This window comes from Phycicoccus sp. Soil748, assembly GCF_001428025.1.
Lineage (GTDB): Bacteria > Actinomycetota > Actinomycetes > Actinomycetales > Dermatophilaceae > Pedococcus.
In genome coordinates, this window is sequence record NZ_LMSC01000005.1 from 109,209 (window position 1) to 127,194 (window position 17,986).

Here is a 17,986-nt window from a genome sequence, read left to right on the forward strand (position 1 = left end):
CCCGGATCGTATGACGCGGGGCCCCCACCACGGCCGCGCTGGTTGCTACGGTTCCGATGGCGGGGGCGGCCGGCACGCGAAGGGGAGACGATGCAGCAGGAGCACGAGGACGCGACCGTCAGGAGCGAGCCCCGGCGCCGTGCCCGCCTCCCGGAGCCGCGGCGCCGTACCCGGCTGGTGCTGGCCAGTGCGCTGATGCTGTTCGTCGAGCTGGCGCTGATCCGGTGGACGTCGTCCAACAACCTCTACCTCGTCCACCTCACCAACTTCGTCCTGCTGGCGAGCTTCCTCGGCATCGGGCTGGGGTTCCTGCGGGCCAAGGCAGAGCGCGACCTCTTCCCACTGGCGCCGGTCCTGCTCGCGGCGCTCATCGCGTTCGTCCTGGTGTTCCCCGTGCGCACCGGTACGGGGCGCGGTGGACAGTGGCAGCTCGTGGGCCTGTTCGACCTGCCGCCGCTGCCGCGTCCGCTGAGCCTGGCCGTCGTCTTCGTGCTCACCGTCGCGACCCTGATGGCGCTCGCCCAGGAGGTGGGCCGGACCTTCGCCACCTTCGCCCCGCTCGAGGCCTACCGGCTCGACGTCGTCGGCAGCCTGACCGGCATCGTCGCCTTCGCCGCGCTGTCGTTCCTGCGGCTGCCGCCGCTCGGCTGGGGCCTGGTGGCTGCCGCCGCGTTCGTCGTCCTGCTCGGCCGCCGCGCCGCCCGGGCCGGGCGCCTGCCGGCCGTTGCCCTCGCCGCCCTCGTCCTCATGCTCGGCGCAGAGTCCTTCCTGGGCAGCTTCCAGTGGTCGCCCTACTACAAGATCCACACCGCCGACGTGGCCGGCGGCCTCGTGCGCGTCGAGGTCAACAACACGCCGCTGCAGACCGCCCTGCCGGTGTCGGTGATCAAGCAGAGCTCGCAGTTCTACCTCTACCCCTACACCTACGCCGGCCCGCACGACGACGTGCTGGTCGTCGGCGCCGGCACCGGCAACGACGTTGCCGTGGCCCTGGACCAGGGAGCCAAGCGGGTCGACGCCGTCGAGATCGACCCGGCGCTGCTGCAGCTCGGCCGCGACCGCCACCCCGACCGGCCGTACTCCGACCCACGCGTCACCACCCACGTCGACGACGGCCGCGCGTTCATGGAGCGCACCGACCGCCGCTACGACCTGATCCTGCTGGCGCTGCCCGACTCCGCGACCATCGTCACCGGCCAGTCGGCGCTGCGGCTGGAGAACTACCTGTTCACCACCCAGGCGCTCACCAAGGCTCGCTCGCTGCTCAAGCCCGGCGGCACGTTCGCCATGTACAACTACTACGAGCCGTGGCTGCTGGACCGCTACGCCAACACCGTCCGCACCGTCTACGGCACCGCGCCGTGCGTGCAGCTCGGTCCGAGCTACGGCCCGCGCCAGCAGGCGGTGCTCACGCTGCGCAAGGACGCCAGCACGGGTGGGTGCACCAACACCTGGACCCCGCGCGCCGCCGCCCTCGAGCCCTCCGTCGACGACCGGCCGTTCCCCTACCTCGGCTCCCGCTCCATACCGTCGTTCTACCTGTGGATGCTCGGCCTGGTCCTGCTCGCCTCCGTCGTGGCCGTCCGCACGGTCGCGGGTCCGCTGCGCACCATGCGCCCGTATGCCGACCTGTTCTTCATGGGCGGCGCCTTCCTGCTGCTGGAGACCAAGAACGTCGTCCAGTTCGCGCTGCTCTTCGGCACGACCTGGGCCGTGAACGCGGCGGTCTTCGCCGGGGTGCTGCTCAGCGTCCTCGCGGCGATCGAGGTCGCCCGCCGGGTCACCATCAGGCGCCCGGTCCTGCTGTACCCGGTGCTCCTCGCGGCGCTCGCGCTCGCCTGGCTCGTTCCGCAGGACAGCCTGCTGGACCTGTCCGTCGTCCCGCGCTTCCTCGCCGGCGTGACGATCGCGTTCCTGCCGATCTTCGTCGCCAACCTGCTCTTCGCCGTGCGGTTCAAGGGGTCGGGGTCGAGCACGGTGGCGTTCGGCGCCAACCTGCTTGGCGCCATGGTGGGTGGCGCGCTGGAGTACCTCGCGCTCATCCTCGGCTTCAACGCCCTGCTCATCGTGGTCGCCCTGCTCTACGGGCTGGCGCTGCTCACGGGGCGCCGGCACCTGGTGGCCGCCCGCGCCTGAACCGGGCCGGACGCCGGGCGACCAAGGGGTGCTTTCGGGGTCATACCGGATGGTCGGGCAACGAGACACCACGAAGGATGGGCCGATGAGCACCAGTGTCGCTGCACCTGCACGGACCGTGCCCCGAGCGTTTGTGGTGGCCGGTCTGCTGGGCTGCGTCCACGCTGCCTTCAGCCTCTACTGGGCGGTGGGCGGCACGGCGCTCGTCTGGTCGCTGGGCAGCGACCTCGTGGCGACGTTCCGGGGGAGGGAATGGGTGCTCGCTCCGATCGGTGCACTGAAGCTCGTCGCAGCGCTGGCGCCCCTCCTCCTGGCCTCGAACGGGCTGGCCGGCCGGGCAGGTCGCGCGGTCCGCGTGCTGGCTCGGTGCGGCGGTCCTGGTCCTGTGGGGTGGTCTCAACACGGTGGTGGCCAACCTCGTGCTCGTGGGCGCGATCCACCCGTCCTCGGGCTTCGACCGCCCAGGGATGGTCGGCCACGCCTGGCTGTGGGACCCGTTGTTCCTCCTGTGGGGCGCGTCGGTCGTCCTGGGCCTCCGCGCCCGAGCAGGTGCGAGCGGCGCCCGGCGCGACCGTTAGGGTTTGCAGGGTGCTGAGGACGACGGCGGCTGTGGTCGCAGGCAAGGCCGCGCGCGCGGCGTCCCGTCTCCGCGGCGGTGGCTCCGCCCTGCCGGGGCTGGTGGCCGAGAAGGTAGACCCGGGGTTCCTCACCCACGCGCTCGCCGACGTCCGCGGCGGCATCGTGGTGGTCAGCGGCACCAACGGCAAGACGACCACCACCAAGATGCTCGTCGCCGTGCTGCGAGCCCATGGCCGCACCGTCTTCACCAACCCCACGGGCAGCAACTTCACCCGCGGCGTCATCTCCTCGATGCTCGGCGAGCTGCCGGTGAGCGGCCGCCTGGCCGCGGACCTCGCGGTGCTCGAGCTCGACGAGGCGCACGCCCTCAAGTTCGCCGCGGCCGTCAAGCCCACCCACGCGCTGCTGCTCAACGTCGCCCGCGACCAGCTCGACCGGTTCGCTGAGATCGACCACACCGCCCAGCTCCTGGCCAGCCTCGCCGAGCAGACGACCACCGGCGTCGTGCTCAACCTCGACGACTCCTTCATCTCCCGCATCCGCGACCGCGTCGCCGACGGCGTCCAGGTCCGCTACTTCGGTGTCGACGCCTCCATCGCCGACCGCCTGCCCGAGCTGCAGGAGCAGGACGTGCGGTTCGAGGACGACTTCGTGCCGCCGGTCGCCGGTCCCGACGACGGCCTGCTCAAGCCGAGCGATGAGCGGTCGTTCGAGGTGCTGTTCGGCGACGGCTCCGCCGGCTCTGGCACGGTCGGCCCGCTCGAGCTCCAGCAGCGCGGCCTCGCCGCGATGATCAACGCCACGGCCGCCACCGCCACGGCGCGCCTGCTCCTCGGCGACGTCTTCGACCCGGCCAGGGCCGCCGAGGCCCTGCGCGCGGTGACCCCGCCGTTCGGCCGGGGCGAGGTCGTCATGGTCGACGGCCAGCCGCTCGAGCTGGTCCTGGTGAAGAACCCGGCCGGGTTCACGGTCGCCCTGGGCACCTACGGCTCCACGCCGGTCGCGACGATGGTCGCCATCAACGACAACTACGCCGACGGCCGCGACGTCTCCTGGCTCTACGACGTGAGCTTCGAGAGCCTGCGGCAGCGCGGCGTCGCCGTGACCAGCGGCGTCCGCGGCTACGACATGGCGTTGCGCCTGCAGTACGACGACGTGCCCGTCGAGCGGGTCGAGCCCGACCTCGAGGCGGCGCTCGACGCGTTCCTTGCCGCGCACCGCGACGAGCCCAAGCGGATCTTCTGCACCTACACCGCGATGATGGCGCTGCGCCGGGTGCTCGCCGCCCGATACGACCTGCCCGACATCGGCGAGGAGGCGTCATGACCATCCAGCCACCAGCCCACGCGAACCCCGCGCAGTCCGAGCCCGCCCAGCACGGTGCCACGGCGGCCCACCCCCAGGACGTGTTCATCCCGGGGGAGCCGCAGGACTCCGCGGTCGTCCCCGACGCCGAGCGCGAGGGCAAGGGCGCCATCCACCTGGTGCACCTCTACCCGCGCGAGATGAGCATCTACGGCGACCTCGGCAACACCCGCGCGCTCGCCGCCCGCATCCGCCGGCACGGCTACAGCCCCGTCGTGCACCAGCACCACCCGGGCAGCGCGTTCCCCGAGACCGTGCACCTCGTGGTCGGCGGCGGCGGCCAGGACTCCGGGCAGGTGCGGGTCGAGGCCGACCTCGAGCAGATCTCCGACCGGCTGCGCGGCCTCGCCAGCGACGGGACGCCGATGCTCATGATCTGCGGGATGTACCAGCTGTTCGGCAACGCCTTCATCACCGTCGAGGGCAAGCGGCTCCCGGGCCTCGGCATCCTCGACGTCACGACCCAGGGCAACGCCAAGCGCATGATCGGCCCGGTCGTCCTCAGCACGGAGTTCGGTGACGTCGTCGGCTACGAGAACCACTCCGGCTCGACGACGCTCGGAGACGGCCAGGCGCCGTTCGGGACGGTGCGCGCCGGTTTCGGCAACAACGGCACCGACCGCACCGAGGGTGCCCGCACGGCCAACGTCATCGGCTCCTACCTGCACGGCCCTATCCTCCCGGCCAACCCGGCGCTCGCGGACGCGCTCATCGCCCTTGCCGCCGAGCGCGCCACCGGACGGCCGTTCGAGCCGGCCCCGCAGGACGACGGTTTCGCCGACGAGGCCCGCACGCGTCAGGTGCGCCGGCTCGTCAAGCGCTGACCACTGCCCGGTATGCAGCCGCAGCAGCGCCTGACCGACCGTTCCACGCCCGTGCCCGCACGGGTCTCCCCGAAGGTCCTGGACCTGTTCGCCGTCCCGGACGACGTCCGGCCCCTGCCCGGGGGCGGGGGTGGCAGTGTCGTCGCCGGCGACCTGGTGCTGTCGCCGGGGCGTGACGCGACGACCCAGGACTGGCTGAGCCCGGTCCTGGCCCGCCTAGCGGTGGCCCTCGACCTGGAGCGGCCGGGGACCGTCCGGATCGCCATGCCGATCCCTGCCCGGGACGGCTCCTGGGTGGTCGATGGCTGGGCCGCGAGCCGGTTCGAGCCCGACACGACCGCCTGCACCGACCTCGACGTCCTCGTGGCGACCGGCCGGGTGCTGCACGCCCGCCTGGCCGTCGCGGTGCCCGAGCGCCCTGCCGGGCTCGACGCGCGGACCGACTGCTGGGCGCAGGCCGACCGCCTCGTCCATGGTGGCGGCGCCGCACTGCGTGACGCGGTCGCGCGATACGGGTCCGACCTCGCCGACCAGTGGGTGGGCGAGCTCGAGGACGCGGACGGGGGAGGCCTGACGGGGCCCCAGCAGGCGCAGCTGGTCCACGGTGACCTCGCGGGCAACGTCCTGCTCGACGCGACGGGCACCCCGGTGGTCATCGATCTCGCGCCGTACTGGTGGCCGCCGTCGTGGGCCGAGGCGGTGTGCGTCCTCGACGCCGTCCTGTGGCACGGTGCGGACCCAGCGGTACTGGTGCAGTGGCAGGACCCGATCAGGCGGCCGATGCTTCTGCGGGCCGCGCTGTTCCGGCTCCTCAGCGAGCCGCCGGGCAGCCCGCTGACGGCCGACCTGGCGCGGGTCGTCGACCCGACCCGGCTACGAGCCCTCTAGGGCTTCTGCGGCAGGGACTCAGGCGTCCGGGTCGCTGCCCCAGGCCAGCCGCAGCGCGATGAGCTCGGCCAGCGTCGCTGACTCGCCGTCGCGGCCGCCGGCACCGACCTGCAGCGGCGGGGGCGTCGGCGCGATGGCGACGGTGCGCCACCGGCCGAACCGCTCCGGCGGCACGACGAGCACGTAGTAGGAGCCGTCGGTCCCGATCCCGATCGACTCGTCGCGGCGCAGGTACCAGCCCCGGACACCCGTGCGGTAGCGGCCACGGCCCGACCAGGGGCGCGCCGTGAGCTCCTCGGTGGGGAAGCCGGCCTCGGTCGCGCGGGTGACGAACTCGTCGACGAGCACCTGGGCCCGCACCGACTCCCGCTCACGGCGCCGCTGGTCGGCGGCCACGTGGTAGTCGGCGGCCTCTGCGCGCTCCGCGGCTCGGCGACGGCGCTCCTCCTCGTCCTCACCCATGCGCGTGCTCCTCGACCGGTTCCTGCTTGGGGCTGAACGACCACGCGAGCCACCCGAGGGCGCCCAGCGGGATCTCCATGAGGTGGGTGTAGACGGAGAAGAGGATGGCGCCGGCGAACGCCTCCGCCGGCCCGGCACCCCAGGCGATGAGCGCCGACGTGGTGACCGCCTCGGTCACCCCCAGCCCGCCGGGGGTGACCCCGACCGCCGTGGCCAGGCGCCCGATCGCGTATGCCGCGAAGAGCTGCCCGTAGTAGAGGTGCACGCCCGTGGCATCCATGCACACCAGGAAGAGCAGGTAGTAGACGCCGAAGAAGCCGACGAGGCCCAGGGTCATCCTGAGCCAGCCGGTCCGGACCACGTCGTTGATGCGCGCCCGGAGGTCGACGACGAGGTCCCTGACGCTCATGCTGCGGCGGCGCCACAGCCGGCCGAGCACCTTGTCGATGCCCTGGCCGATGGCCACCGCGGCCCGTTCGGAGACGAGGACCGCCACGAACGCGCCGAGGAGGAGCGCGCCGCTGAACGCACCGCCGATCGCGGCGTCCTGCAGCTTCTTCGGGACGTCGGCGTCCGCCCCGGCGAGCAGGGCGACGATCGCAACGAGGGGCAGGGCGATGCGGGCCAGCACGTTCCACACGCCGGTGACGATGGCCGACGTGGAGATGTCGCGGCGGGAGAACCCCCACGAGCGGCAGATCGTGTAGGTCGCGGCCAGGCCGGCCGCGCCGCCACCGGGCAGCAGGTTGCCCACGGACGAACCGGCGACGTTGACGATGAGGGCCTGCCAGTGCCGCAGGCCGTGCAGCGACCCCGTGAGGGTGAACGTGTAGCAGTAGAGGCCGACCACGACACCCCCGAGCAGCACCAGGGCGGTGGCCACGGGCACGCGGTCCAGCACCTGCCAGACCTCGCCCCAGGAGACGTGGGAGACGCGGGGGAGTCCCCACACCAGCAGGACCGCCGCCAGGCCGAGGCCCAGAACTCCCTGCAGGACGGTGCGACCGCGCGAGCGTGCCGGGCGCTGGGCCGGTCCCTCGGTGGTTGCAGTCCCGGCGCTCACGGCAGGCCCTCGAAGATGTCGGTCGCCACCCGGTGGCCCGGGGGGCTCGCAGGGTCAATGAACCACTCGCGCCCGAAGACGAGGTCGTAGAGGGGACGGGGGATGCGCAGGAACGCCGCCAGCGTGCGGTCGGCGCCCGCCCCCGCGCTCGCCTGCGACGCGTGGGCGCGCATGGAGGCGCGCTTCGCGGCGGCATACCGGCGCACGGAGATGCGGTGGGTGATCTCGGACCGCGCGCTGAAGGCCCGGCGGAAGCTGTCGCGGTCGAACTCCGGCGGGAAGTGGTAGAACTTCGCGGCGAGGTCGAGCCCCCGGTTGATGGCGTCCCGCGGCACGGTGGCCTCGAGCACCCGGGGTGTCCCGGCGAGCTCGGCCGCCCTGGCGCCGACGACGTGCACCTTGACGTGGTCGCGGTGGCCGTAGCCCCCGTTGCGGTCGTAGGTGAGCAGCACGTCGGCCTGCTCCTCGCGCAGGATCGCTGCCAGCCGCTGGGCCGCCTCGTCGATGTCGACCCGGACGAAGCGCTCGCGCCCCGGGGGGTCGGGGTGGGCGCCGTCCACCATCCCGCTGTCGGCGTAGCCGAGCCACTCGACGCGCGCGACGCCCAGCGCCTGCGCGCTCCGGCGCAGCTCGTCCAGGCGACGGTCGCCGAGCCGGCCGTCGGCGGCGTACTCGTCCGAGGCGAGGCCGAGGTCGCCGTCGGTCGCCACGACCGTGACCACCCGGTGGCCCTCCGCTGCGGCGCGCGCCATCGTCCCCGACGTGAGGAGCGCCTCGTCGTCGGGGTGCGCGTGGAACGCCACCAGGGTGCGGGTCATCACGAGCCATCCTGTCGCATGGCAGGCTCTAGCCCGTGAAGGTGGCGCTGCTGACGGACTGTTACCTGCCCAGGCTGGGTGGGATCGAGGTCCAGACGCACGACCTCGCGGCCCAGCTGGTCGCCCGCGGGCACGAGGTGGAGGTCTTCACGGCCACGCCCGGGGCACGCGGCGAGCGCCACGGGGTCGTCGAGCTCGTCGACGGGATCCCGGTGCACCGCATGGCGATCCGGCTCCCGTGGGAGCTCCCGGTCAACCCGTTCGCGCCGCCGGAGGTGCGCCGCCGCCTGCAGAGCGGCGGCTTCGACGTGGCGCACGTGCACATGGGCGTGGTCAGCCCGTTCGCGACCGACCTCGCGCGTGTCGCCCTCGGGCTGGGCCTGCCGACCGCCGCCACCTGGCACTGCCTGATGGAGCGCTCGCGACCGCTGTTCCGGGCGCTGGGGCACGCCCGGCAGTGGGGCGGGCGTGGGGCCGCGCTCTCGGCCGTGTCGGGCGTCGCCGCGGCCTCGGTCCAGGCGGTGGTGGGGGAGGGCGGCGAGGTCCGTGTCCTCCCCAACGGCATCGACGTGGGTCTCTGGGCGCCACCCTCGACGCCGGTGCGCGACCCGGGCGCCCCCGTGGAGGTCGTGGCGTCCATGCGCCTGGCCGCGCGCAAGCGCCCGATGGCCGCGCTCGAGGTGGCCGAGGCTGCCCGACGGCTCCTGCCCGCCGACCGGGCCATGCGGCTGACGCTCTTCGGCGAGGGGCCGGAGCGGGGGCGGCTCGAGCGGTTCGTCGCCGCCCACCAGATGGGTGACTGGGTGCGGCTGCCCGGCCGCGTCGACCGGGACGAGCTGCGCAGGAGCTACTGGCGCGGCGACGTCTACCTCACGCCGGCCCGGCTCGAGGCGTTCGGCATCGCGGCACTCGAGGCCCGCACGGCCGGTCTGCCCGTGGTCGCCCGCGCCGACACCGGGGTGGGCGACTTCGTCACCGACGGCGAGGACGGCCTGCTCGGCTCCGACGACCACGCGATGGTCCGCGCCCTGGTCGACCTCGTGTGCGACGACGCGGTCCGCACGCGCATCGCCACCCACAACCGGGAGGTGCCGCCGGCGCAGGCGTGGCCCGCCGTCGTCGACCTCGCCGAGTCCGAGTACCGCCGGGCGGGTGCGTCGTGACCCCCGTCCCCGCGACCTCCCTGCAGGTGCGCGGCCGCGGGCACGACGGCCGGGAGGTGGTCGCGTTCGTCCTCGAGCACGGCGCCGACCCGGTCCGCGAGCTGGGCCGTCGCGGGTGGGGCGGCGCGCGCCTGCTGGACGCGCTGCGCCACGGCGACGGCTCGCTCACGCTCGACTACGCCGTCCAACCGGTCGAGCCCGTCGAGGTGCCCTCCGCGCAGGTGCCCACGGACCCCGGCCTGGTGCTGGAGCCCGGGGAGGTGCCGGAGGTGCACCAGCGCACCGCGGCCTACGGCGTCGTCACCAGCGAGCGCGGCGTCCTGCTCACCGAGCTCTCCGCTCTGACGTCGGCGCCCGGGCGGTGGACCCTGCCCGGCGGCGGCCTCGACCCCGGCGAGGAGCCGGTCGCGGCGCTGCACCGGGAGGTCTGGGAGGAGAGCGGCCACCAGGTCCAGGGCGTGCGCCTGCTCGAGGCGCACACCTCCCACTGGGTGGGCCGGGCGCCGAGCGGCCGGCTCGAGGACTTCCACGCCGTGCGCATCGTGTATGCCGCGTGGTGCCCACAGCCCACCGACCCCGTCGTCCACGACATCGGTGGCTCGACGGAGTCGGTGCGCTGGGTGCGGGTCGAGGAGCTGGGCCGCTACCACCTCGGCCGGTCGTTCGGCCCCCACATGTCGCGGTGGCTCGGCCGCTCCTGAGGCCCTGAGGCCCTGTGGCTGTGACGCTCGGCCCCGCGGTCAGGAGCGGGCGTTGCGCCGGTTGGAGCCGGCCAGGCCGACGATGCCCAGCACCACCAGGACCGCGCCCATGGCGACGAACCCGAGCGGGCCCACGTCGCCCCAGTCGATGGTGAGGTTGCCCAGCTCCTGGGCCAGCACGATCCCCGCGACCGCGAGGCAGACCAGACCCAGCAGGACCGCCGGGATGTGCGGCCCGGTCGGTCGCGGCGGCACAGGTGGCGCCCAGGCGGCCGGAGCCGTGGTGGGGACCGGTTGTCCGGCCGGCGTGGCCTCGGTGGCGGCGCGGTGGTCGTCGACCGGGAGCTGCTGGGTGGGGTCGGTGGCGGACCGCTGCTCGGCCGTCGCGAACTCGGGTGTGGCCTGCTCGGCCGTCGCGTGCTCGGCGGTGGTGTCGCCCCACAGCTCCTGCGTGGCGTCCGGGCGCTCCTCCTGCAGGTCGTTCCGGGTCTCGTCGTGGGGGCTGGTCATGGCGTTCACTCCTTGCCGATCAGGATCTGGCCGAGGCCCACGTGGGCGTCGACGACGACGTCGGGGGTTCCGGTCCCGAACGTCTCGACGGTGCTGATGTTGCGGCCGTCACCGTTGCCGCTCGTGTCGACCGAGTCGAGGGTGCCGGGGGCGGCCTTGGTGATCTGGCCGGCCCCGACCGAGCTGCGGACCTCGACGGTCAGGTTGTCGGGGACCCGGATGCGCAGCTCGCCGACGCCCACCCGCGCCTCGACGTCGCGGGCCGTGCCCGGGTTGTCGGGCAGCGCGGTGAGGTCGAGCTCTGCCGACCCGATGCTGAGCCGGTAGGACTTCGTCGTGTCGGTGACCGACGGGCGCCAGACGCGCTCGCCGACACCGCCCCCGAACGTCACGTCCGGGACGACCGACGCGGTCCAGGTGACGATGACCAGGACGACGGCGACGAAGCCGGTGAGCCCGGTGCGCCGCCCGGCGAACCCGAGGGCCAGGACGCCGAGCCCGACGACGGCGAGGGCGGCGCACAGGGCGACCGTCTGGTCGCTGCCGGCCCAGTCGTTGGCCTGGTGGGCCCACGTGGTCAGCCCGTAGGCGGCGACGGCGAGGCCGCTGATGAGCAGCGTCGCGCCGAAGCCTCCCGAGCGTCGCCGTGGCGGACGAGGCGCCCGCGGCGGCTTGGGCGGACGCGGCTGCCGACCCGCGGGCGGTGCCGGGGGAGAGCCGGCCCCGGGGGGCGTCGCGGCACCATACGGAGCCTGTGGTGCCGCGCCGCCGGCGGTGGGCGCAGCGGTGGTGCCGTACGTCGCCGGCTCGGGAGCCGCGCCGTACGCCATCGCTGACGGTACGGACGAGGCGCCGTACGTCGCTGTGGGCGAGGCGGGGTAGGTCGCGGTGGGCGGGGTGCCGCCGGGTGCTGCGTACGGGGTCGGGCCGGCCACGGGTGCAGCCTCCTGGCCGCGCCTGCGGGTGACCAGCCAGACCACCAGGCCGACGGGGATCACGACCCACCAGACCCACCCCATGCCCGGCGTGTCACGGGCGAACCCGGTGCCGCCGACCAGCGACAGGCCGATCACGACCAGCAGGATGATGCCGAGGACGTCGCCGTCGCGCAGGGCCCGCTCGGCCACGATGTCGTCCTTGTCGTTGGGCAGGAACGCCCAGGCGATGAGGTAGACGGTGATGCCCAGGCCGCCCATGACGACCAGCAGGACCAGCACCGCGCGGATGACGATCGGGTCGACTCCGAGGCGGGTGGCGATGCCGGAGCACACGCCCGCCAGCCACTTGTCCTCGCCGTCGCGGCGCAGGTCGATGGACCTCAGCCAGTCGAAGAACCGGTCGATGCCGGAGGCCTGTTCGTTGTTCGTCGGGCCCGCGGCGGGCCCATGGGTCTGGGTCATGTCATCCATCGTGTCGCCGGGCGGGGCGCGCAACCATGAGGGTCGACCCTGAACGGACCCTGACGTGGCCCTCCAGCACCCTGAACAGGCTCGGTTTCGGGGCCGGGGTGCGTCAGGATGAGGGCATGCCCACCCCCTACGAGCGGCCCGTCCCGCCGACGGACACCAGGTTCGCCGAGCGCCGCGTCGCCCGGCCGACCCTCACGCGGCCGGCCGAGGGCAGGGTCATCGCCGGTGTCTCCGCGGGGCTCGCGGCGCACCTCGGCTGGTCGGTGCGGTGGGTGCGCATCCTGTTCGTGGTGCTGTCCATCCCCACCGGTGCCGGGCTCGTCGCCTACGTCTTCCTCTGGGCGCTCACCCCGCTGTCCCGCGGCGGGGTCGTCGACGGCCGGCGCCGCGCCGTCGACCCGGCCGACCCGGCAGCCGTCGCGGGCGACCCCGTCAGCGGCGACCCCGTCAGCGGCGGGCCGGTCCTGGAGGCCGAGCGCGACGCCACCCGGGTCCTGCTCGTCGGCGGCCTCATGCTGGCGCTCGGCCTGGTCGTCGTCGCCCAGAACGCCGGCCTCAACGCCCGCCTCGGCATCCTGCTGCCCCTGCTCGTCGTCGCGGCTGGAGCGGTGCTGGCGTGGTCGCAGCTCGACGACCGGCAGCGTGGGCGGTGGCTGGGCGCCGAGAGCGGGACGCGACGGTTCAGCGCGGCCCGGCTGGTGTTCGGCGGCGTGCTCGCCCTCGCCGGCCTGGTCATCATGGCGACCCGCGGCCGGTCGCTCGAGGCCATCTGGGACATCGGTGCCGCCGTGGTCGCGGTGCTCGCCGGTATCGCGCTCGTGGCGGCGCCGTGGGGCCTGCGGTTCTGGTCGGACCTGCGGCACGAGCAGGCCGAGCGCGCCCGCGCGACCGAGCGGGCCGACATCGCGGCCCACCTGCACGACTCGGTGCTGCAGACCCTCGCCCTGATCCAGCGCAAGGCCGACGACCCGGCCGCGGTCAACCAGCTCGCCCGCGCCCAGGAGCGCGAGCTGCGCGCCTGGCTGTACGCCGGTCCGGCCGACAGCGACGCGACCCTCGCCGCCGCCGTGGCCGAGGTGGCCCACGAGGTCGAGGACCTGCACGGCACCCCGATCGACGTCGTCGCGACCGGCGACCGCCCGCTCGACGACGGTGGCCTGGCCCTCAGCCGGGCGGTGCGCGAGGCCCTGCTCAACGCCGTGCGCCACGGCCAGCCCCCGGTGTCGCTCTACCTCGAGGTGGGCCCGCTCGGCGTCGAGGCGTTCGTCCGCGACCACGGCCCCGGCTTCGAGCTCGAGGAGGTGCCCGAGGACCGGCTGGGCGTGCGCCAGTCCATCCTCGGCCGCATGGACCGCCACGGCGGGACCGCGCGCGTACGCCGTCTCGAGCACGGTACCGAGGTCGTGCTCACCCTCCCGGCCGCCACCGCCGCTGCCCAGCCCAACGCCGCCCAGCCGAGCCCCGCCCAGCCGAGCCCCGCGCAGTCCGTCCCCGCCACCTCAGAGGAGACCCGTGAACACGCCTGAGAAGAAGCCCGTCGAGGTCGTCCTCGTCGATGACCACCGGATGTTCCGGTCGGGGGTCAAGGCGGAGCTCGGTGGCACCGTGACGATCGTGGGTGAGGCGCCCGACGTCGACACGGCCGTCGCGGTCATCACCCGCACGCGGCCGCCGGTGGTCCTGCTCGACGTGCACCTGCCCGGCGGCAACGGCAACGGTGGAGTGGACGTGCTCCACGGGTGCCGGGGCCTCACCACCGCCGACGGGCAGCCCGTGCGCTTCCTGGCGCTGTCGGTCTCGGACGCTGCCGAGGACGTGATCGCCGTGATCCGCGCCGGCGCCCGGGGCTACGTCACCAAGACCATCGGGGCGAACGACCTCACCCGCGCCATCCAGCGCGTCGCCGACGGGGACGCCGTGTTCAGCCCCCGGCTGGCCGGGTTCGTGCTGGACGCGTTCGGTGCCGCCGCCGGCGAGATCGCCGAGGTCGACGAGGAGCTCGACCGCCTCTCGGCCCGCGAACGGGAGGTCATGCGCCTCATCGCCCGCGGCTACCAGTACAAGGAGGTGGCGAAGGAGCTGTTCATCTCCGTGAAGACGGTCGAGACCCACGTCTCGTCAGTGCTGCGCAAGCTGCAGCTGTCCTCACGCCACGAGCTCACCGCGTGGGCGATGGGCCGCCGCCTCCTCTGACGCCGGCGACGGCCCCTGCAGGCTCCGACCGGTCAGAGCTGGACGGTCTCGTTGTCGCCGACGTCGGGCTTGTCGCCGGTGACCTTGCTCTTGACGAGTGCGATGACGCTCGCGACCCGGCCGCCGGGGCTGTCCCAGTACTCCGCGCTCTCGCCACGCACCTTGACCAGCACCACGTTCGGGTCCTGCGGTCCCTTGGCGAACCATGCCTCCGCGAACGGGTTCCACAGCTCCTCGTTCTTGGCGGGGTCGCGCACGACCTCTGCGGTGCCCGACACGGAGACCCAGGACGACGAGCCGGCGTAGGCGACGTTGACGCGCGGGTCGGCCTGCACCTCGGCGACCTTGGGGGAGGAGGCCTCGGCGAAGAACCACAGGTCGCCGTCGAACTCGACCTCCTGCGTGGCCATCGGCCGGCTCACGAGCGACCCGTCCGGCGCGACGGTGGTCAGCATGCAGGTGCGCTCGTCCTTGATGAGGTCGCGGACGGTGGCGACGGCCTCGGGGTCGTGGGTGGTGGCGGTGGCGTGGTGGGAGTCGGTCACGGTGGTTCCTTCGTCGTCATCTCGGTGTCCGCCCTGCTCAGCGGCACGTTCCTCGACGCTAACCCGCGCGCTGTGGCGCGGCACCTCGTGCAGCCGGGAGGCCGGAGGCGTGCACCGGAGAGGGCACAGGCGGCGCCGATAGGCTCTTCGGTATGCAGCTCGTGTACGACCTCTTCGTCGTTGCCCACCTCCTCGGCATGGCCGCCCTCGTCGGTGGCTGGCTGGTCCTGCTGACCGGTGCCTCCTCCACGACGGTCATGGCCTGGGGTGCTCGCGCGCAGCTCGTCACCGGGCTGGTGCTCGTGGGCCTCGCGGAAGGCGTCAGCTCGCTCGACGAGCACCTCAACCACACCAAGATCGGTGTGAAGCTGCTGGTCGCCATCGCCGTGGTCGCCCTCCTCGAGATCGGGCGCGCCCGCACGAAGCGCGGTCAGGACGGCAGCGCCCTCATCCGTGCCGCCGGCGCCCTGGGCGTGGTCAACGTCGTCATCGCGGCCGTCTGGAGCTGAACGCCCGCCCCCGGCACTCCAGCCCCCGGCACCCCAGCCGGCGCCCGGTCAGCGGGCCGAGGGGCCGCCGCGGCCCGTGGTGCGCGGCGCGGCATACCCACCCGGGGGCGGCACCATCTCGGCGCGCACGCCGAGCAGCCTGATCGGCCGGTCGTCACCGAGGGCCCGCAGCAGGTCGAGCGCCGTGGCGGCGATGACCGCCGGGTCGAACGTCGGCTCGGCCAGCTTGCGGATGCGCGTGGTGGTGAAGAACGGCGCGAACCGCACCTTGAGGTGCACCCGGGCGCAGGCGCGGTCCTCGCGCCGGATGTCCTCCACCACCTGCCGGGCGAGCACCGCGATCGCCTCCTCGACCTCCTCGGGCGACACGAGGTCCTGCTGGTAGGTCGTCTCGCGCCCGTGCGCACGGGCGACCCATGGCGTGTCGTCCACCGTCGCCGACCCGTCGCCGCGCCCGAGCCGCCCGTAGTGCGGCCCCATCGACGGCCCGAACTCGCCGACGAGCACCGCCTCGTCGGCGGCGGCGAGGTCGCGCACGGTGGCGTAGCCGTGCTTGGCCAGGCGAGCCGCGATGCGCGAGCCCACACCCCACAGGGCCGTCGTGGGCCGCTCGCCCATCACCTCGAACCAGTTGTCGCGGGTCAGCTCGAACACCCCGCGCGGCTTGCCGAAGTCGGTGGCGATCTTGGCGCGGACCTTGGTGTCGCCGACCCCGACCGAGCAGTGCAGGTCGGTGCGCTCGAGAACCGCTGCCTGGATGGCGCGGGCGCAGGCCCAGGGGTCGTCGGTCTCGAGGCCGACGAACGCCTCGTCCCACCCGAGCACCTCGACGACGGCGCCGGGCACGCCTTTGAGCGTCGCCATCACCTCGGCCGAGGCCGCGTCGTAGACCGGGCCGTCGACGGGGAGGAAGACCGCGTCGGGACACTTGCGGGCCGCCAGCCGCAAGGGCATGCCCGAGTGGACGCCGTGCTCGCGGGCCTCGTAGGAGGCGGTCGACACCACGGCCCGCTCGGTGGGGTCGCCGCGCCCACCCACGACGACCGGGAGTCCTGCCAGCTCGGGCCGCCGCAGCACCTCGACCGCGGCGATGAACTGGTCGAGGTCGACGTGCAGCACCCAGCGCGGCACGACCGCCGACCCGGAGGTCTCCTGCTCGACCATGGCCCCATCCTGCCGCGGGTCGGTGACAGCGTCAGGGGAGCAGGAGCAGCTTGCCGGTGGTCCGGCGCCCTTCGAGGTCGTCGTAGGCGGTGGCCGCCTGCTCCAGCGGGTAGCGGCCACCGATGTCGATGCGCAGCCTCCCGGCCGCGATGTCGCCGAGCACCGCGGTGCCGCGCTCGAGCAGCTCCTCGCGGGTGGCGGTGTAGTGGCCGAGCGTCGGGCGGGTGACGAACAGCGAGCCCCCGCTGTTGAGCCGCTGGAGGTCCAGCGGCGGCACCTGCCCGCTCGCGCCACCGAACAGCACCATCATCCCCCGGGGGCGCAGGGACGCGAGGGACGCGTCGAACGTCGCCTTGCCGACCCCGTCGTAGACGACGTCGACTCCCTTGTCCCCGTTGGCCTTCCGCACCTCGGCGGCCAGGTCGTCGACCTCGGCGTAGTTGATGAGGGCGTCGGCGCCGAGGCCCCGCGCGATCTCCAGCTTGGCCGCCGAACCCGCCGTCGCGATGACCCGTCCGCCCTTGGCCTTGACCATCTGGACGAGCAGCTGCCCCACCCCGCCGGCCGCCGCGTGGACCAGCGCCACGGTCCCCTCGCCGACCGGGTACGTGGAGGTGACGAGGTAGTGCGCGGTCATGCCCTGGAGCATCGCGGCCGCGGCCACGTCGAGGTCGACGCCGTCCGGGACGGGAACCAGGACGTCGGCCGGACGGTTGACCACCGTCGCCCCGGCGCCGAGCTCCTGCCCCCACGCGACCCGGTCGCCGACCTGGACCCCGTCGACGCCCGGTCCCACCGCGGTGACGGTGCCTGCGCCCTCGGAGCAGGACACGAACGGGGTCGTCAGGGGGTAGACGCCCTGGCGCTGGTAGACGTCGATGAAGTTGACGCCGACGGCCGCGACCTCGACCTGCACCTCGCCCTCACCTGGCATCGGGACCGCGACGTCCCGGACCTCGAGGACGGAGGAGTCGCCGTGGCGGGGCACGACCAGGGCCCGCGCAGTGGTGCCGCCGGGGGTCTGCACATCGGTGTCGGAAGCCATGGCCCGACCCTAGGCGAGGCCCCCGCGGGCGGCGAGGTCAGGCACCGGTGTCGATCCAGTAGCGGCGCTTGCCGCTCATCTCGCCCTCGAAGACACCGCCGCACGCCTCGATGGTCCGCGCGGATGCGACGTTGTCGAGGTCGCAGGTGACCAGCAGGCGGTCGATGCCGCGGGCGGCAGCGAGGGGCACGACCTGGCGCAGGGCGTCGCTGGCGAACCCGCGCCGCCGGGCGGTCGGCCGCACGCCGTACCCGACGTGGCCCCCGACCGTCGAGAGCAGCGGGTGGTCGATGTGGTGACGCAGCGAGATGGAGCCGACGTACTCGTCGGGCCGCTCGGGGTCCTCCATCCACCAGTACGTCGCGGTGGTCCAGCCCGGAGGTCGCAGGCTCGCCTCGTCCTCGTCCCCGACCCGGTTGGCCACGAGGCGCTCGAACTCCGCGGGGTCCTCCAGCGCCTCGCGGGTGAAGACGACACCGGGGAAGTCGCCCTCGGCCGGCCAGTTGACGATGCCGTCGTGGGCGGACTCGCCCGCTGCGTCGAACTCGTCCGCCGCGGCGAGGAAGGAGCGGTGGAAGCGCAGGTGCGGTGTCGCCAGCAGGACCATGTCGC

At 73.8% G+C, this 17,986-nt stretch carries 19 protein-coding genes; 10 read left to right on the top strand and 9 right to left on the bottom strand.

From position 1 onward, the window contains the following. Positions 1-90 precede the first annotated feature (90 nt). From ASG70_RS03095 to ASG70_RS03115, 5 genes are all read left to right on the top strand, one after another. The gene (locus ASG70_RS03095) at positions 91-2,136 is read left to right on the top strand and encodes a methyltransferase domain-containing protein (RefSeq protein WP_082590019.1); all 2,046 of its coding nucleotides are present in this window, start codon (positions 91-93) and stop codon (positions 2,134-2,136) included. A 404-nt stretch (positions 2,137-2,540) separates the two neighbouring features. After that, positions 2,541-2,714, top strand: a complete 174-nt coding sequence (locus tag ASG70_RS19805; RefSeq protein WP_235531315.1) for a hypothetical protein — start codon at positions 2,541-2,543, stop codon at positions 2,712-2,714. A 10-nt stretch (positions 2,715-2,724) separates the two neighbouring features. Further along, entirely contained in the window at positions 2,725-4,041 is a 1,317-nt protein-coding gene (locus ASG70_RS03105) for a Mur ligase family protein (RefSeq protein ID WP_056882392.1), read from the top strand. Continuing rightward, a complete protein-coding gene (locus tag ASG70_RS03110) occupies positions 4,038-4,904 on the top strand; it encodes a type 1 glutamine amidotransferase (protein ID WP_082590020.1) in 867 nt (288 codons plus the stop codon). The genes ASG70_RS03105 and ASG70_RS03110 overlap by 4 nt, the downstream gene beginning before the upstream one ends. A gap of 12 nt (positions 4,905-4,916) precedes the next feature. After that, positions 4,917-5,792, top strand: coding sequence for a hypothetical protein (locus ASG70_RS03115; RefSeq protein WP_056882393.1), 876 nt, complete (start codon positions 4,917-4,919; stop codon positions 5,790-5,792). Positions 5,793-5,810: 18 nt separating this feature from the next. Here ASG70_RS03115 and ASG70_RS03120 read toward each other — a convergent pair whose 3' ends face one another. The 3 genes from ASG70_RS03120 to ASG70_RS03130 are packed head-to-tail and all read right to left on the bottom strand — an operon-like array spanning position 5,811 to position 8,135. Then, positions 5,811-6,254, bottom strand: a complete 444-nt coding sequence (locus ASG70_RS03120) for a hypothetical protein (protein WP_056882394.1) — start codon at positions 6,252-6,254, stop codon at positions 5,811-5,813. Further along, complete coding sequence (locus ASG70_RS03125; RefSeq protein WP_082590022.1) at positions 6,247-7,317, bottom strand: lysylphosphatidylglycerol synthase transmembrane domain-containing protein; 1,071 nt, start codon at positions 7,315-7,317, stop codon at positions 6,247-6,249. Before ASG70_RS03125 ends, ASG70_RS03120 begins: the two co-directional genes overlap by 8 nt. After that, positions 7,314-8,135 (bottom strand): PIG-L deacetylase family protein, encoded by an 822-nt coding sequence (locus ASG70_RS03130; protein ID WP_056882713.1) that lies wholly within the window; start codon positions 8,133-8,135, stop codon positions 7,314-7,316. The genes ASG70_RS03125 and ASG70_RS03130 overlap by 4 nt, the downstream gene beginning before the upstream one ends. A gap of 41 nt (positions 8,136-8,176) precedes the next feature. On the opposite strand from ASG70_RS03130, the gene ASG70_RS03135 reads away from it, so the two are divergent. Continuing rightward, the gene (locus ASG70_RS03135) at positions 8,177-9,298 is read left to right on the top strand and encodes a glycosyltransferase (RefSeq protein WP_369818866.1); all 1,122 of its coding nucleotides are present in this window, start codon (positions 8,177-8,179) and stop codon (positions 9,296-9,298) included. Further along, entirely contained in the window at positions 9,295-9,999 is a 705-nt protein-coding gene (locus ASG70_RS03140; protein WP_056882396.1) for an NUDIX hydrolase, read from the top strand. Before ASG70_RS03135 ends, ASG70_RS03140 begins: the two co-directional genes overlap by 4 nt. Before the next feature lie 39 nt (positions 10,000-10,038). On the opposite strand, the gene ASG70_RS03145 is transcribed toward ASG70_RS03140, so the two are convergent. Both ASG70_RS03145 and ASG70_RS03150 read right to left on the bottom strand, forming a co-directional pair. Continuing rightward, positions 10,039-10,509: a hypothetical protein gene (locus tag ASG70_RS03145; RefSeq protein WP_056882397.1), complete on the bottom strand. Its 471-nt coding sequence runs from the start codon at positions 10,507-10,509 to the stop codon at positions 10,039-10,041. 5 nt (positions 10,510-10,514) lie between these two features. After that, the gene (locus ASG70_RS03150) at positions 10,515-11,909 is read right to left on the bottom strand and encodes a PspC domain-containing protein (protein WP_056882398.1); all 1,395 of its coding nucleotides are present in this window, start codon (positions 11,907-11,909) and stop codon (positions 10,515-10,517) included. 125 nt (positions 11,910-12,034) lie between these two features. Between ASG70_RS03150 and ASG70_RS03155 the strand changes: the two genes are divergently transcribed. Beyond that, positions 12,035-13,444, top strand: a complete 1,410-nt coding sequence (locus tag ASG70_RS03155) for an ATP-binding protein (protein ID WP_056882399.1) — start codon at positions 12,035-12,037, stop codon at positions 13,442-13,444. After that, positions 13,431-14,111: a response regulator transcription factor gene (locus tag ASG70_RS03160; RefSeq protein WP_056882400.1), complete on the top strand. Its 681-nt coding sequence runs from the start codon at positions 13,431-13,433 to the stop codon at positions 14,109-14,111. The genes ASG70_RS03155 and ASG70_RS03160 overlap by 14 nt, the downstream gene beginning before the upstream one ends. A gap of 32 nt (positions 14,112-14,143) precedes the next feature. Here ASG70_RS03160 and ASG70_RS03165 read toward each other — a convergent pair whose 3' ends face one another. Further along, a complete protein-coding gene (locus ASG70_RS03165) occupies positions 14,144-14,656 on the bottom strand; it encodes a pyridoxamine 5'-phosphate oxidase family protein (protein WP_082590025.1) in 513 nt (170 codons plus the stop codon). A gap of 152 nt (positions 14,657-14,808) precedes the next feature. On the opposite strand from ASG70_RS03165, the gene ASG70_RS03170 reads away from it, so the two are divergent. Further along, entirely contained in the window at positions 14,809-15,165 is a 357-nt protein-coding gene (locus ASG70_RS03170) for a hypothetical protein (RefSeq protein ID WP_056882401.1), read from the top strand. A 48-nt stretch (positions 15,166-15,213) separates the two neighbouring features. On the opposite strand, the gene ASG70_RS03175 is transcribed toward ASG70_RS03170, so the two are convergent. From ASG70_RS03175 to ASG70_RS03185, 3 genes are read right to left on the bottom strand one after another with little or no spacing between them, the layout of a single operon-like run. Next, a complete protein-coding gene (locus tag ASG70_RS03175) occupies positions 15,214-16,329 on the bottom strand; it encodes a DNA polymerase IV (protein WP_056882402.1) in 1,116 nt (371 codons plus the stop codon). A gap of 31 nt (positions 16,330-16,360) precedes the next feature. Further along, entirely contained in the window at positions 16,361-17,374 is a 1,014-nt protein-coding gene (locus ASG70_RS03180; protein WP_056882403.1) for a quinone oxidoreductase, read from the bottom strand. 37 nt (positions 17,375-17,411) lie between these two features. Then, the gene (locus ASG70_RS03185) at positions 17,412-17,981 is read right to left on the bottom strand and encodes a GNAT family N-acetyltransferase (RefSeq protein ID WP_056882404.1); all 570 of its coding nucleotides are present in this window, start codon (positions 17,979-17,981) and stop codon (positions 17,412-17,414) included. Positions 17,982-17,986: the final 5 nt, after the last annotated feature.